The organism is Pseudomonas sp. H1_G08 (assembly GCF_054681355.1).
The window spans coordinates 3713357-3726214 of the sequence record NZ_CP162822.1; the positions used below are offsets into that span (position 1 = coordinate 3713357).

The window sequence follows — 12858 nt, forward strand, 5'->3', positions numbered from 1 at the left end:
GAGTAAGATTTTTTCGGTATTACAAAGGCGCTTCGGCTGTTGATTGAAGCAGGGTGGGAAAAGGCTATTACCGCGTTTGCCGCTGCCGGAATTTCAGACCAGGCCGGCTGATATTACACAGCCGCGTCTTCTTTGTTTCAAGCAGGGAAAGAAAAAGGTGGAGAGTCGATCTGTAAGCCGGGTTCTGTCTTGAACAGTCATTCGTCTACGATGGCCATCACTGGACATCTTTAGCAACCTACCCGGTCCCAGCGCGGGCCACGCCTTGGGACCCTATTTGGTCTTGCTCCAAGTGGGGTTTACCTAGCCACGAACTGTTGCCAGCCGTGCGGTGCGCTCTTACCGCACCTTTTCACCCTTACCGGCGCTTGCGCGCTTAGGCGGTTATTTTCTGTGGCACTTTCCGTAGGCTCACGCCTCCCAGGCATTACCTGGCACTTCGCCCTATGGAGCCCGGACTTTCCTCCCCCCCCTAATTTTCATAGAGGGCAGCGACTGTCCGATCGACTCTCCGCCGCGAAGGTTAACGGCAGAGCGCCGGAAGAACAAGCGCTAAAACCCTCAGGAACGCCATGGGCGACGGCTTACACGCCTTTCTGTTTATCCAGCGCCACCTGATACAACACGTTTTTGCGCTCGCCAGTGATTTGCGCTGCCAGTGCGGCGGCGCGCTTGAGCGGCATTTCCTCAAGCAGCAAATCGAGGATGCGCATGGCTTCGCTGCTGACCGCGTCCTCCGACTCCGGCGCCGTCCAGCCGGCCACCAGAACCACGCACTCGCCGCGCTGCTGATTGCTGTCGGACTCGACGAACGCGCGCAGCTCGCTGAGCGGCAGGCCTTTAAGGGTTTCGAAGGTTTTGGTGATTTCCCGCGCCAGCAGAGCCTGACGCTCGCCGCCAAACACTGCTTCCATATCCTGCAGGCATTCGAGAATGCGATGCGGCGCTTCATAGAAAATCAATGTGCGCGGCTCTTCTTTAACCGCTTCCAGACGCGCCTTGCGTCCGACCGACTTGGCCGGCAGAAAGCCTTCGAAGATAAAACGGTCGGACGGCAAGCCCGCCGCCGACAGCGCTGCGATCAACGCACAGGCACCCGGCACCGGCACCACGTTGATCCCGGCCGCACGGGCCTGACGCACCAGGTGATAACCCGGATCGGAAATCAGCGGCGTGCCGGCATCGGAGATCAGCGCGACGTTGTCGCCCGCCAACAACCGCGTAATAAAGCGGCTACCCTCATCCCGTTCGTTGTGTTCGTGACATGCGGCCAAGGGCGTGCCGATGCCGAAGTGCTGCATCAGGCGCGCCGAATGCCGGGTGTCTTCCGCTGCAATCAGGGCCACTTCACGGAGGATTTTCAAGGCCCGGGCGCTGATGTCGTCCAGGTTGCCGATGGGCGTCGCCACCACATAAAGCGAGCCAGCAGCGGAATTCAAAGGACCTGGAGCAGTCAAAGCGCACACCTCGTGATCGGTAAAAGCGGCCATTGTAGCGCGTCATGAGGCTTGCGATGCGCTCCGGCCGAGTGCGGTTTTTCGCCCGGTTGTGCGCTGCCGCAACATTTACTCCAGCTAAATTGACCGATTCACGCCAGTAACATCGCGCCCCGGCCAGTGCTTGGGTACAATTCCACGCTAATTTGATCGAGTATCAGGAACACTTACATGATCGCTTGCCTGCGGCTGTTCACTGCCCTCTGCCTCGCTGCCTTGTTGGCCGCGTGTGCCAGCTCCCCTTCCTCCAGCCTTGGCGAACTTCCACGGACTCCGGACGCCAGCATCGAGCAACTACTCGAACAGGCTGCGCAGGCTAAAACCCCGGAACAAGCCGCCCTGCTGCGCCTGAGCGCGGCGGACCAGGCCTACCGCCAAGGCAATGCCGGCCAGTCCGCGCAAATCCTGCAACAAGTGCCAGTGGAGCAACTCAAGCCAGGCCAGCAGATTTTCGCCAATACGCTGTCCGCCGAACTGGCCATGACGCGCAATCAGCCGAAAGCTGCGCTGACCGCCCTGAGCCATCCGAGCTTCCAGAAGCTCGGGGAAATGCCGGAAGAGCAGCAAGTGCGCACTGGCACTGTTCACGCCCGCGCCCTTGAAGCCGATGGCCAGACGCTGGCCGCTGCCCGTGAGCGTGTGTTCATTGCACCGATGCTGGAAGGCGAAGCGGCGAGCAAGAACCACGAAGCGATCTGGACCCTGATCGCTTCGCTGCCAACCGATCAATTGCAACCGAACAACACCGACGATCTCGGCGGTTGGATGGCACTGGCGCAAGCGGTGAAAACCGCAGGCACGCTGGAACAGCAACAAGCCGCGATCGACAACTGGCGTGCGCAGAATCCAAAGCACCCGGCGTCTGTCAACCTGCCGCTGCCATTGACCAAGCTCAAGGAACTGGCCAGCCAGCCACTGAGCAAAATCGCCCTGCTGCTGCCACAGGACGGCCAGTTGGCGTCGGTCGGCAAAGCGCTGCGTGAAGGCTTCATGGCCGCGCATTATCAGGCGCAACAGGCCGGCCAGAACCCACCTGCCATCGAGTTCTACGACAGCTCGAAGCTGACTTCGATGGACGAGTTCTATCGCAAGGCTCAGGCTGACGGCGTGCAACTGGTAGTCGGCCCGCTGGAAAAACCACTGGTCAAGCAACTGAGCACTCGCCCGCAACTGCCAATCACCACCCTGGCGCTGAACTACAGCGAAGGCGAGCAAGGCCCGGCGCAGTTGTTCCAGTTCGGCCTGGCGGCTGAAGACGAAGCTCGCGAAGTTTCCCGTCGCGCTCGTGCCGACGGCCTGCATCGCGCCGCTATCATGGTACCGAAGGGCGAATGGGGCGATCGCGTCCTGCGTGCCTTCAGCCAGGACTGGCAAGCCAATGGCGGCAGCATCGTTGCCACCGAGCGTGTCGATCAGCCGGTGCAACTGGCCCAGCAGATTGCCGACATGTTCCAGCTGCGCCAGAGCGAAGCCCGCGCCAAGAGCCTGCAGAATGTTGCCGGCACCAATGTCGCCGCGCAGCCTTCGCGTCGTCAGGACATCGAATTCATCTTCTTGGCCGCCACGCCGCAACAGGCCCAGCAGATCAAGCCGACCCTGAACTTCCAGTACGCCGGTGACGTGCCGGTCTACGCGACCTCCCACGTCTACAGCGCCAGCGGCGACGTCAATCAGTACAACGACATGAACGGCATTCGCTTCTGCGAAACCCCATGGCTGCTGGAAACCAGCGATCCGCTGCGCCAGCAAGTGGCCGCGCAGTGGCCGCAAGCCAATGGCAGCCTCGGCCGCCTGTACGCCATGGGCGCCGATGCCTATCGCCTGGCACCACGCCTGGGTCAACTCAAGGCCCTGCCGGACAGCCGCATCGAAGGTCAGTCGGGCAGCCTCGGCATGACCCAGACCCAGCGCGTTGTGCGCCAGTTGCCGTGGGCACAGTTCGTCAGCGGTCAGGTGCAGCGCCTGCCGGACACCCCGCGCTGATGCCCGACAGGTCACGCTCGCAAAGCGGCAAGGATGCCGAGCGCCAGGCGCTCGAACATCTGCAACAACAAGGTCTGCGCCTGTTGGCGCAGAACTGGTTATGCAAACGCGGCGAGCTTGATCTGGTCATGCTTGATGGCGATACAGTAGTATTCGTTGAAGTTCGCTACAGAAAAAACACTCAATGGGGTGGCGCGCTCGCCAGTATCGACGAGCGCAAGCAGCAGAAACTGATCTTTGCAGCACAGTATTTTCTTCAGCGCGAGTCGCGTTGGGCCAATTCCCCCTGCCGCTTCGATGTGGTGGCAATCGACAGCCACCCGAATCAGCTGAACTGGTTGCAGAATGCTTTCGACAGTTGATCGCCTGCACCCTGCCCCGTTTTCGTCCGACACATTTTGCTCTTTGCTTTGCCGGCTGCACATTCACGTGCCGAACAGCCGCGCCACTTAAGGTCACACAGATGGACATGCAATCCCGAATTCGCCAGCTTTTTCAGGCCAGTATCGACACCAAGCAACAGGCGATGGACGTACTTGCACCGCACATCGAGCAAGCCAGCCAGATCATGGTCAACGCCCTGCTCAACGAAGGCAAAATGCTCTCGTGCGGCAACGGTGGTTCGGCCGGCGATGCCCAGCATTTTTCTTCGGAGCTGCTCAACCGCTTCGAGCGCGAGCGTCCGAGTCTGCCGGCGATTGCGCTGACCACCGACACTTCGACAATCACTTCGATCGCCAACGATTACAGCTACAACGAAGTGTTCTCCAAGCAGATCCGCGCCCTCGGCCAGCCGGGCGATGTACTGCTGGCGATTTCGACCAGCGGCAACTCGGCGAACATTATTCAAGCGATCCAGGCCGCACATGATCGCGAAATGATTGTCGTAGCTTTGACCGGACGCGATGGCGGCGGCATGGCGTCGCTGCTGTTGCCCGAGGACGTCGAGATTCGCGTACCGGCCAACGTCACTGCACGTATTCAGGAAGTCCACTTGCTGGCGATCCATTGCCTCTGCGATCTGATCGACAGCCAACTGTTCGGGAGTGAAGAATGACCCCTAATCGCCTTGGCCTTCTGGCCTTGACCCTGTGCCTCGGCATCAGCGGCTGCACCTCGGTGGTAAATGCCAGCCGTGAAGCGCCGATCGAAGACGACCGTGGCACGCGCACCTTCGGCAGCAAGATCGACGACTCGCTGATCGAGACCAAAGCAGGCGTGAACATCGCCAAGGCCGATCCGGCACTGGACAACGACTCGCACATCGTCATTACCAGCTTCAACGGCGTGGTATTGCTCGCCGGCCAGACGCCACGCGAAGACCTCAAGGCCAAAGCCGAACAGGCCGCCGCCAACGTCCAGCGCGTGAAGAAGGTGCATAACGAACTGCAAGTGCTGCAACCGTCCTCCCTGCTCGCGCGCCAGAACGACGCGTGGCTGACCACCAAGATCAAGACCCAGATGCTCACCGACGCCAGCATTCCTGGCTCGCGCATCAAAGTCGTGACCGAGAACGGCATCGTCTATCTGCTGGGCCTGCTGACCAAACAGGAAGCCACTCAGGCAACCAATCTGGTTCAGGGTGTGTCCGGTGTGCAGAAGATCGTGAAGCTGTTCGAATACATCGACTGACCGTAAACGTCAGGCACAAAAAAGGCGATCCATCCGGATCGCCTTTTTTTATTTCACAACCTTCAAGCTTGGCCGGCCACTCGGACGTGGCGGCTCGCTGCCCGGTGGCGGCGAGTCGTCATCCGGATCGATGTCTTCCTCGTCGTCCATTGGCAACTCGAGGTCAAACACCATGCCCTGGCCGTTCTCCCGCGCATAAATGCCCAAGATCGCGCTGATCGGCACGTAGAGACTGTGCGGAACACCGCCGAAGCGGCCTTCGAACGTCACCACGTCGTTGTCCATGTGCAGATGACGCACGGCACTCGGCGAGATGTTCAGGACGATCTGGCCGTCACTGGCAAAACCCTGTGGCACCTGCACCGCCGGGTACTCGGAGTTGACCAGCATGTGCGGGGTGCAATCGTTATCCACAATCCACTCGTAGAGCGCGCGGACCAGATAAGGTCGACTGGAGTTCATAGCGGCTCCTTAAGCCTTAGCGCATATCGCGTTCGACACCAGACAGACTCGCCTGGAAAGCCTCACGCGCAAACTGACGCTCCATATAATCAAGCAGCGGCTTGGCCGGCCGCGGCAGTTCAATACCCAGAATCGGCAAACGCCAGAGTATGGGTAATAGGCAGCAATCCACCAGACTTTGTTCCTCACTGAGGAAGAACGGTTTGTCGGCAAACAGCGGCGAAACGCCGGTCAGGCTTTCGCGCAATTCCTTGCGCGCCACGACCCGTGCGGCCTCTTTGCTCTTGGGATCCAGAATCAGATCCACCAGCCCGCACCAGTCACGCTGAATCCTGTGGATCAGCAGACGGCTGTTGGCCCGCGCTACCGGATAAACCGGCATCAGCGGCGGGTGCGGGTAACGCTCATCCAGATACTCCATCACCACGGTCGACTCCCACAACGCCAGGTCACGATCGACCAGCGTCGGCAGACTGCCGTAAGGGTTCACCTCAATCAGTTTAGGCGGCTGGCGGCCCGCTTCCACGTAAATGATTTCGGCGCTGACACCCTTCTCTGCAAGCACGATGCGCACTCGGTGGGAATAGTGGTCGGCGGGGTCGGAGTAACAGGCCAACCGATTGGTCACGCCCATGGCGATCCTCCTCGCTTGTTGAATTTGTCGGAACCGGAAAAACGCGCGCGCCCAGAGGGCACCTCCCGCAGGGTCTGACTGAGCAGACCCTGCTTTAGCGGAGGCGCCCTTGGGCGCGCGCGATTAACAGCAATGCTTGAAGCGTATCAGTGCACGTCTTTCCAGTATTCACGCTTGAGCAGGTAGGCGAACACAAAGAAGAACGCCAGGTACAGCAAGACATAAGTACCGATGCGCTGATGTTGCAGCTTAACCGGGTTAGCCGAGTAAGCCAGGAAGGTTACCAGATTCTTGACCTTCTCATCGAACTGCTCTTCGTTCAGAGCACCGGACTTCGGCACAATGGTCAACTGATCACACGCTTCATGAGTCAGCGGCGTGCCGGTCAGCGGATCGTATTGCTTCTTGCCGTCCTCGACGATCTGCACCTGCTTGCAGCCGACGACCTGCCGACCTTGCAGGCCGACCAGCACGTTAGGCATGCCGACGTTCGGGAAGACCTTGTTGTTCACGCCCCATGGACGCGCCGGGTCTTCGTAGAACGACTTCAAGTAACCGTAGAGCCAGTCGGTGCCGCGTACCCGTGCCACCAGCGTCAGGTCCGGCGGCGCTGCGCCGAACCAGGTCTTGGCGTCGGCCGGCTGCATGCCGATGTTCATGTGGTCGCCAATCTTGGCACCGGTGAATACCAGCTTCTCCAGCATCAACTCGTGCGGAATGCCGAGGTCATCGGCAACGCGCTCGTAACGCTGGAACTTGGCGCTGTGGCACCCCATGCAATAGTTGGCAAAGGTCCGTGCACCATCCTGCAGGGCGGCTTTGTCGGAGACGTCGATATCGACACTTTCCAGTTCCGGACCATGGCCCCCGGCAGCAAAAGCCAGGGAAGGCAGCGCAGTAAAAATCAGAGCAAGAAATAACTTTTTCATCAGCCAGTCACCCTTTCCGGAACCGGTTTGGTCTTCTCGAGCCGGGTGTAGAACGGCATCAGAATGAAGTAGGCGAAATACAGGAAGGTGCAGACCTGCGACAGCAATGTGCGCCCCGGCGTCGGCGCAAGAACGCCGAGGATGCCGAGAATCACGAAAGAAATGCAGAACACCACCAGCCAGATTTTGCTCATCCAGCCCTTGTAGCGCATCGATCTCACCGGACTGCGATCCAGCCATGGCAGCACGAACAGCACCGCAATCGCCGCGCCCATGGCGATAACGCCCATGAGCTTGTCCGGCACCGCACGCAGGATTGCGTAGAACGGAGTGAAGTACCAGACCGGGGCAATGTGCTCAGGCGTCTTGAACGGGTTAGCCGGCTCGAAGTTTGGTTTTTCGAGGAAGTAGCCGCCCATTTCCGGGAAGAAGAACACAATGAAGCAGAAGATAAACAGGAACACCACAACGCCGACAATGTCCTTCACCGTGTAGTACGGGTGGAACGCGATGCCGTCCAGCGGGATGCCGTTTTCGTCTTTGTGCTTCTTGATATCGACGCCGTCAGGGTTGTTCGAGCCCACTTCGTGCAGCGCCAGAATGTGCAGCACCACCAGACCGAGAATCACGATCGGCAGCGCGACAACGTGCAAGGCAAAGAAGCGGTTAAGGGTGATTCCGGAGATCAGGTAGTCACCACGAATCCACTGGGTCAGGTCATCGCCGATCAGCGGAATCGCGCCGAACAGCGAGATGATCACCTGGGCGCCCCAGTACGACATCTGGCCCCAAGGCAGCAGGTAACCCATGAACGCTTCGGCCATCAGTGCCAGGTAGATCAGCATGCCGAACACCCAGACCAGCTCGCGCGGTTTCTGGTAGGAACCGTAGAGCAGGCCGCGGAACATGTGCAGATAGACGACGATGAAAAACGCCGAAGCGCCGGTCGAGTGCAGCAGACGCAGGATCGAACCGTACTCGACGTCGCGCATGATGTATTCAACGGAAGCAAATGCCTCTTCTGCCGACGGCGTATAGCTCATCGTCAGCCAGACGCCAGTAACGATCTGGTTGACCAGCACCAGGAGCGCCAGCGAGCCGAAGAAATAGAAGAAGTTGAAGTTTTTTGGTGCGTAATATTTGCTGAGATGGTCTTCCCACATTTTGGTCGCGGGAAAGCGCGCATCAACCCAATCCATGAACTTGCTCATCACGCTTTCTCCGTATCGACGCCAATGACAATCAGGTCATCGGTCTCATAGGAATGCGGGGGAACTGGCAGGTTCAAAGGCGCAGGTTGCGACTTGTAGACGCGGCCAGCCAGATCGTAGTGGGAACCGTGGCACGGGCAGAAATAGCCGCCTACCCAGTCCTTGCCCAGATCCGCAGGTGCCACTTCGGGACGGAAGGTCGGTGAGCAACCCAGGTGCGTACAGATCCCGATCAGCAGGAGAATTTCCGGCTTGATCGAACGTACTTCCGGGTCGACATAAGTGGGTTGCGTGGAGTTTTTGGAGGTCGGATCGGAGAGCTGACCCTCGATCTTCTTGAGATTCCCCAGGATTTCCTCGGTACGGCGGACAATGAACACCGGCTGGCCGCGCCATTCAGCAATCATCTGCTGGCCTGGCTCGATTTTGCTGACATTCACTTTCACCGGTGCACCGGCAGCTTTCGCCTTGGCACTGGGAAACCATGACCCCACGAACGGGACCGCAGCCCCCACCGCTCCTGCAGCACCCACCACGGATGTGGCTGCCACCAGGAAGCGACGCCGGCCTGCATTCACGCCGTCATTGCTCATTCAGTCCTCTCCCATCAGCTTTTTTGGCCTGTTAAATCAGGCGTCTACTAAATAAATCAAATGTTACTTATAAAAATTTTGCCCGAATGGTAATGAAAACCCCCAATTCTGACAAGGTTAATTCCCCGGGGCTCAACCCCTTAAGCCTTGGAGTATAGGGGGTCTACGGCTGTGGCAAGTTGTCACAACGCAATTCTTTGATAAATCGCACGCATAAAAAAACGCCCGCTTCCGTGAGGAGGCGGGCGTTCTTTTTTGAACGTGGAAGCGGAATTAACGCTTCGAGTACTGCGGACGCTTACGCGCTTTACGCAGACCAACTTTCTTACGTTCAACTTCACGGGCGTCGCGGGTAACGAAGCCAGCTTTGCGCAGAGCGCTACGCAGGGTTTCGTCGTAGTCCATCAGAGCGCGGGTGATGCCGTGGCGGATTGCGCCAGCCTGACCACTTACACCACCGCCGATCACGGTGACGTAGATGTCGAACTTCTCGACAGTCTCGGTCAGCTCCAGCGGCTGACGAACTACCATGCGGGCAGTTTCGCGGCCGAAGAAGTTATCCAGCGAACGGTTGTTGATGGAGATGTTACCAGTACCCGGACGCAGGAAAACGCGTGCGGTTGCGGTCTTGCGACGGCCAGTGCCGTAATTTTGAGTCGCCGACATAATGAACTATTCCGTTAAATCTTCAGTTCTTGGGGCTGCTGAGCAGTATGAGGGTGTGCAGCGCCCGCATAGACTTTCAGCTTACGGTACATGTCGCGACCCAGTGGGTTTTTAGGCAGCATGCCTTTAACCGCGGTCTCGATCACGCGCTCAGGGGCTTTGGCGATCAGCTTTTCAAAGTTGATCGACTTGATGCCGCCCGGGAAACCGGAGTGGGAGTAGTACATTTTGTCAGTGGTTTTAGCGCCGGTAACACGGATCTGCTCGGCGTTGATGACGACGATGTAGTCGCCGGTGTCAACGTGAGGAGTGTACTCAGGCTTGTGCTTGCCACGCAGACGGCTCGCGATTTCGGTGGCCAGACGACCCAGGGTCTGACCAGCAGCGTCGACGACAAACCAGTCGCGCTTTACTGTTTCCGGTTTAGCAGTAAAAGTTTTCATTCTTTATAGCCTCAGGGGCCGCCTGTAAATAAGACGGCGGATCTTACTGAATAGTGCGTACTTTGACAAGTCAAAGGCAGCCGGATACAGACGCTTTCGGGGGCTCGGGTCGGCGCGTCCGTTCAACGGCAAGATTCTTCGGCGGCGGCGCATCACTTCCACTGCAGAAAGAGGTCGGCAATTATGCAGATTGCGAAAAATTTTTCAACCTGCTTTTATGATTGTTTTGCCCAAGGAGCACCCGATGGACTATCGCCAGCTAGGCCGTACCGATCTGAACGTGAGTGCAATCTGCCTCGGCACCATGACCTGGGGCGAGCAAAACACTGAAGCTGAAGCCTTCGCCCAGATCGAAAGGGCCAAGGAAGCCGGGATCAATTTCCTCGACACTGCCGAAATGTATCCGGTGCCGCCCAAAGCCGAAACCTACGCCACCACCGAGCGCTACATCGGCAATTACTTCAAGAGTCGCGGTGACCGTGCCGACTGGATCCTCGCCAGCAAGATCGCCGGCCCCGGCAACACCATCGACTACATCCGCGACAAGAACCTGCGCCACAACCGCCAGCACATCACCGAAGCACTGGACGGCAGCCTCAAGCGTCTGCAGACCGATTACATCGATCTGTATCAATTGCACTGGCCGGAACGCAGCACCAACTTTTTCGGACAGCTGGGCTACAAGCACAAGATCGAAGCGAACCTGACGCCACTGGAAGACACCCTCGAAGCCCTCGACGAGCAGGTGAAGGCCGGCAAGATCCGCCACATCGGCCTGTCCAACGAGACGCCGTGGGGCACCATGCGCTTTCTGGCTCTGGCCGAAGCTCGTGGCTGGCCGCGTGCAGTGTCGATCCAGAACCCGTACAACCTGCTCAACCGCAGCTTCGAAGTCGGCTTGGCCGAGATCGCCATCCGCGAACAGTGCGGCCTGCTCGCCTATTCGCCGCTGGCGTTCGGTTTCCTCTCCGGCAAGTACGAGGGTGGCGCCCGTCCAGCGAAAGGACGCCTGAGCCTCTACAGCCGCTTCAGCCGCTATTTCAACCCGCAATCCGAAGCGGCGTGCAGCCGTTACGTAGCCCTGGCCCGTGAACACGGTCTGGACCCGGCGCAAATGGCACTGGCCTTCGTGACCCAGCAACCGTTCGTCACCAGCAACATCATTGGCGCGACGACGCTTGAGCAACTGGACAGCAACATTGCCAGTTTTGATCTGAAACTGTCCGATGAAGTGCTGGCCGGGATCGAGGCGATTCACAAGGATCATCCGAATCCCGCGCCGTAACTGACCGCCAAAAGCTTCGCGAGCAGGCTCGCTCCCACAGTGGAACACTGTACCTGTGGGAGCGAGCCTGCTCGCGAAGGGGCCAGTCGGATTACCTCAACAGCGGAACGCGGAGCGTCCCCGGCGGCATTCCCACGCAGAGCGTGGGAACGATCATCACAGCGACCGCGCAATAATCTCTTTCATGATTTCATTGGTGCCGGCATAAATCCGCTGCACCCGCGCATCCGCCCACGCCCGGGCCACCGGGTATTCCCACATGAAGCCGTAGCCGCCATGCAGTTGCACGCATTCGTCGAGCACTTTGCATTGCAGGTCGGTGCCCCAATATTTGGCCATCGCCGCCGTCGGCACATCGAGTTTGCCTTGCAGATGCAGCTCCAGGCAGCGGTCGACAAAAACCCGGCCGATCTGGATCTCTGTAGCCATTTCGGCCAGTTTGAAGCGGGTGTTCTGGAAATCGGCAATCGACTTGCCGAACGCCTTGCGATCACGGGTGTAATCCAGCGTCCATTGCAACGCCGCTTCAGCCGAGGCCAGGCCGCCAATCGCCACGGTCAGGCGCTCTTGCGGTAACTCCTGCATCAGATAGGCAAACCCGGCCCCCGCCTGCCCGAGAAGGTTTTCCTTCGGCACGCGCACGTCCTGGAAGAACAATTCGGAGGTGTCCTGCGCTTTCATGCCGACCTTCTCCAGGCGCTTGCCTTTCTCGAAGCCCGGCGTGTTCGCCTCCACCAGGAACAGGCTGGTGCCCTTGGCCCCAGCCTTGGGATCTGTCTTGGCCACCACGATGACCAGATCAGCCAGAAAGCCGTTGGTGATAAAGGTTTTCGAGCCGTTGATCACATATTCGTCACCGTCGAGCACCGCCGTGGTTTTCACCCCTTGCAGGTCGGAACCGGCGCCAGGCTCGGTCATGGCAATCGCCGTGACCATTTCCCCCGAGACCAGTTTCGGCAGGTATTTGTGTTTCAGCGCCTCGCTGCCGTAATGCAGGATGTACGGTGCGACGATGTCCGAGTGCAGCGAGAAACCGATGCCGGTCAGACCCAGACGCCCGACTTCCTCGATGACCACGGTGCTGTAGAGGAAATCCGCGCCGAGCCCGCCGTACTCTTCCGGCAGATGCGAACAGAGCATCCCCGCCTCCCCCGCCTTGTTCCACAGCGCGCGATCAATGTGTCCCTGCTTCTCCCACTGCGCGTGATACGGCACGGCCTCTTTTTCGAGGAAAGTTCGCACGCTGTCGCGGAACAATTCGTGCTCGGAGCTGAACAGGGTTCTGGGGATCATGCGGCACCTTTCTTTGTTGTTGGAGGGATACGGCTCTCAGAGACTAAGCCCGACTCCTGCTACGGGACACTGGACACATCCGACAAAAAATAAGACGATCCAGCCGTCTGGTGACCACTTTCCCTTATAAAAACAAAACAAAAGTTGAATTATGTCTAAGCACGTCTCCCCGCCCTTGCGGCGCGTCAGCATCCTGGCCATCGACCGGGTTTTCGCTTACACCCTCATGCA

At 58.9% G+C, this 12858-nt stretch carries 14 protein-coding genes and 1 other RNA gene; 5 read left to right on the forward strand and 10 right to left on the reverse strand.

Annotated elements, in window-relative coordinates; genetic code table 11:
- Positions 1-157: 157 nt before the first annotated feature.
- Positions 158-511: RNase P RNA component class A (gene rnpB, locus AB4N85_RS16770), an RNA gene on the reverse strand.
- Between the two features lie 73 nt (positions 512-584).
- Positions 585-1490 (reverse strand): 16S rRNA (cytidine(1402)-2'-O)-methyltransferase, encoded by a 906-nt coding sequence (gene rsmI, locus AB4N85_RS16775; RefSeq protein ID WP_016773267.1) that lies wholly within the window; start codon positions 1488-1490, stop codon positions 585-587.
- A gap of 177 nt (positions 1491-1667) precedes the next feature.
- Between rsmI and AB4N85_RS16780 the strand changes: the two genes are divergently transcribed.
- The 4 genes from AB4N85_RS16780 to AB4N85_RS16795 all read left to right on the forward strand — a co-directional run bounded on the left by AB4N85_RS16780 (position 1668) and on the right by AB4N85_RS16795 (position 5111).
- Positions 1668-3479, forward strand: a complete 1812-nt coding sequence (locus AB4N85_RS16780; RefSeq protein WP_236168910.1) for a penicillin-binding protein activator — start codon at positions 1668-1670, stop codon at positions 3477-3479.
- On the forward strand, positions 3479-3841 hold the full coding sequence (locus AB4N85_RS16785) for a YraN family protein (RefSeq protein WP_016773265.1): 363 nt from the start codon (positions 3479-3481) through the stop codon (positions 3839-3841). Before AB4N85_RS16780 ends, AB4N85_RS16785 begins: the two co-directional genes overlap by 1 nt.
- Before the next feature lie 101 nt (positions 3842-3942).
- Complete coding sequence (locus AB4N85_RS16790) at positions 3943-4536, forward strand: phosphoheptose isomerase (RefSeq protein ID WP_008082788.1); 594 nt, start codon at positions 3943-3945, stop codon at positions 4534-4536.
- A complete protein-coding gene (locus AB4N85_RS16795) occupies positions 4533-5111 on the forward strand; it encodes a BON domain-containing protein (RefSeq protein ID WP_024014250.1) in 579 nt (192 codons plus the stop codon). Before AB4N85_RS16790 ends, AB4N85_RS16795 begins: the two co-directional genes overlap by 4 nt.
- Before the next feature lie 48 nt (positions 5112-5159).
- Here AB4N85_RS16795 and AB4N85_RS16800 read toward each other — a convergent pair whose 3' ends face one another.
- From AB4N85_RS16800 to rplM, 7 genes are all read right to left on the reverse strand, one after another.
- Positions 5160-5573 carry a ClpXP protease specificity-enhancing factor gene (locus tag AB4N85_RS16800; protein ID WP_016773263.1) on the reverse strand — a complete coding sequence of 138 codons (414 nt, stop codon included), beginning with the start codon at positions 5571-5573 and terminating at the stop codon, positions 5160-5162.
- 16 nt (positions 5574-5589) lie between these two features.
- Positions 5590-6207 carry a glutathione S-transferase N-terminal domain-containing protein gene (locus AB4N85_RS16805; protein ID WP_007961620.1) on the reverse strand — a complete coding sequence of 206 codons (618 nt, stop codon included), beginning with the start codon at positions 6205-6207 and terminating at the stop codon, positions 5590-5592.
- A gap of 146 nt (positions 6208-6353) precedes the next feature.
- Positions 6354-7136 (reverse strand): cytochrome c1, encoded by a 783-nt coding sequence (locus AB4N85_RS16810; RefSeq protein WP_016773262.1) that lies wholly within the window; start codon positions 7134-7136, stop codon positions 6354-6356.
- The gene (locus tag AB4N85_RS16815; RefSeq protein ID WP_016773261.1) at positions 7136-8347 is read right to left on the reverse strand and encodes a cytochrome b; all 1212 of its coding nucleotides are present in this window, start codon (positions 8345-8347) and stop codon (positions 7136-7138) included. Before AB4N85_RS16815 ends, AB4N85_RS16810 begins: the two co-directional genes overlap by 1 nt.
- Positions 8347-8940: a ubiquinol-cytochrome c reductase iron-sulfur subunit gene (gene petA, locus AB4N85_RS16820; RefSeq protein ID WP_007917031.1), complete on the reverse strand. Its 594-nt coding sequence runs from the start codon at positions 8938-8940 to the stop codon at positions 8347-8349. The genes AB4N85_RS16815 and petA overlap by 1 nt, the downstream gene beginning before the upstream one ends.
- Positions 8941-9213: 273 nt before the next feature.
- On the reverse strand, positions 9214-9606 hold the full coding sequence (rpsI, locus tag AB4N85_RS16825; RefSeq protein ID WP_003228056.1) for a 30S ribosomal protein S9: 393 nt from the start codon (positions 9604-9606) through the stop codon (positions 9214-9216).
- 14 nt (positions 9607-9620) lie between these two features.
- Complete coding sequence (gene rplM, locus AB4N85_RS16830) at positions 9621-10049, reverse strand: 50S ribosomal protein L13 (RefSeq protein WP_003228062.1); 429 nt, start codon at positions 10047-10049, stop codon at positions 9621-9623.
- Between the two features lie 244 nt (positions 10050-10293).
- Between rplM and AB4N85_RS16835 the strand changes: the two genes are divergently transcribed.
- Entirely contained in the window at positions 10294-11334 is a 1041-nt protein-coding gene (locus AB4N85_RS16835; RefSeq protein ID WP_056790225.1) for an NADP(H)-dependent aldo-keto reductase, read from the forward strand.
- Positions 11335-11490: 156 nt separating this feature from the next.
- Here AB4N85_RS16835 and AB4N85_RS16840 read toward each other — a convergent pair whose 3' ends face one another.
- On the reverse strand, positions 11491-12627 hold the full coding sequence (locus tag AB4N85_RS16840; protein ID WP_073473472.1) for an acyl-CoA dehydrogenase family protein: 1137 nt from the start codon (positions 12625-12627) through the stop codon (positions 11491-11493).
- Positions 12628-12858 lie beyond the last annotated feature (231 nt).

Bases quoted from the DNA above. Each gene is read 5' to 3' on its own strand.
- rsmI (WP_016773267.1), bottom strand. From the start codon at position 1,490: ATGGCCGCTTTTACCGATCACGAGGTGTGCGCTTTGACTGCTCCAGGT.
- AB4N85_RS16780 (WP_236168910.1), top strand. From the start codon at position 1,668: ATGATCGCTTGCCTGCGGCTGTTCACTGCCCTCTGCCTCGCTGCCTTG.
- AB4N85_RS16785 (WP_016773265.1), top strand. From the start codon at position 3,479: ATGCCCGACAGGTCACGCTCGCAAAGCGGCAAGGATGCCGAGCGCCAG.
- AB4N85_RS16790 (WP_008082788.1), top strand. From the start codon at position 3,943: ATGGACATGCAATCCCGAATTCGCCAGCTTTTTCAGGCCAGTATCGAC.
- AB4N85_RS16795 (WP_024014250.1), top strand. From the start codon at position 4,533: ATGACCCCTAATCGCCTTGGCCTTCTGGCCTTGACCCTGTGCCTCGGC.
- AB4N85_RS16800 (WP_016773263.1), bottom strand. From the start codon at position 5,573: ATGAACTCCAGTCGACCTTATCTGGTCCGCGCGCTCTACGAGTGGATT.
- AB4N85_RS16805 (WP_007961620.1), bottom strand. From the start codon at position 6,207: ATGGGCGTGACCAATCGGTTGGCCTGTTACTCCGACCCCGCCGACCAC.
- AB4N85_RS16810 (WP_016773262.1), bottom strand. From the start codon at position 7,136: ATGAAAAAGTTATTTCTTGCTCTGATTTTTACTGCGCTGCCTTCCCTG.
- AB4N85_RS16815 (WP_016773261.1), bottom strand. From the start codon at position 8,347: ATGAGCAAGTTCATGGATTGGGTTGATGCGCGCTTTCCCGCGACCAAA.
- petA (WP_007917031.1), bottom strand. From the start codon at position 8,940: ATGAGCAATGACGGCGTGAATGCAGGCCGGCGTCGCTTCCTGGTGGCA.
- rpsI (WP_003228056.1), bottom strand. From the start codon at position 9,606: ATGTCGGCGACTCAAAATTACGGCACTGGCCGTCGCAAGACCGCAACC.
- rplM (WP_003228062.1), bottom strand. From the start codon at position 10,049: ATGAAAACTTTTACTGCTAAACCGGAAACAGTAAAGCGCGACTGGTTT.
- AB4N85_RS16835 (WP_056790225.1), top strand. From the start codon at position 10,294: ATGGACTATCGCCAGCTAGGCCGTACCGATCTGAACGTGAGTGCAATC.
- AB4N85_RS16840 (WP_073473472.1), bottom strand. From the start codon at position 12,627: ATGATCCCCAGAACCCTGTTCAGCTCCGAGCACGAATTGTTCCGCGAC.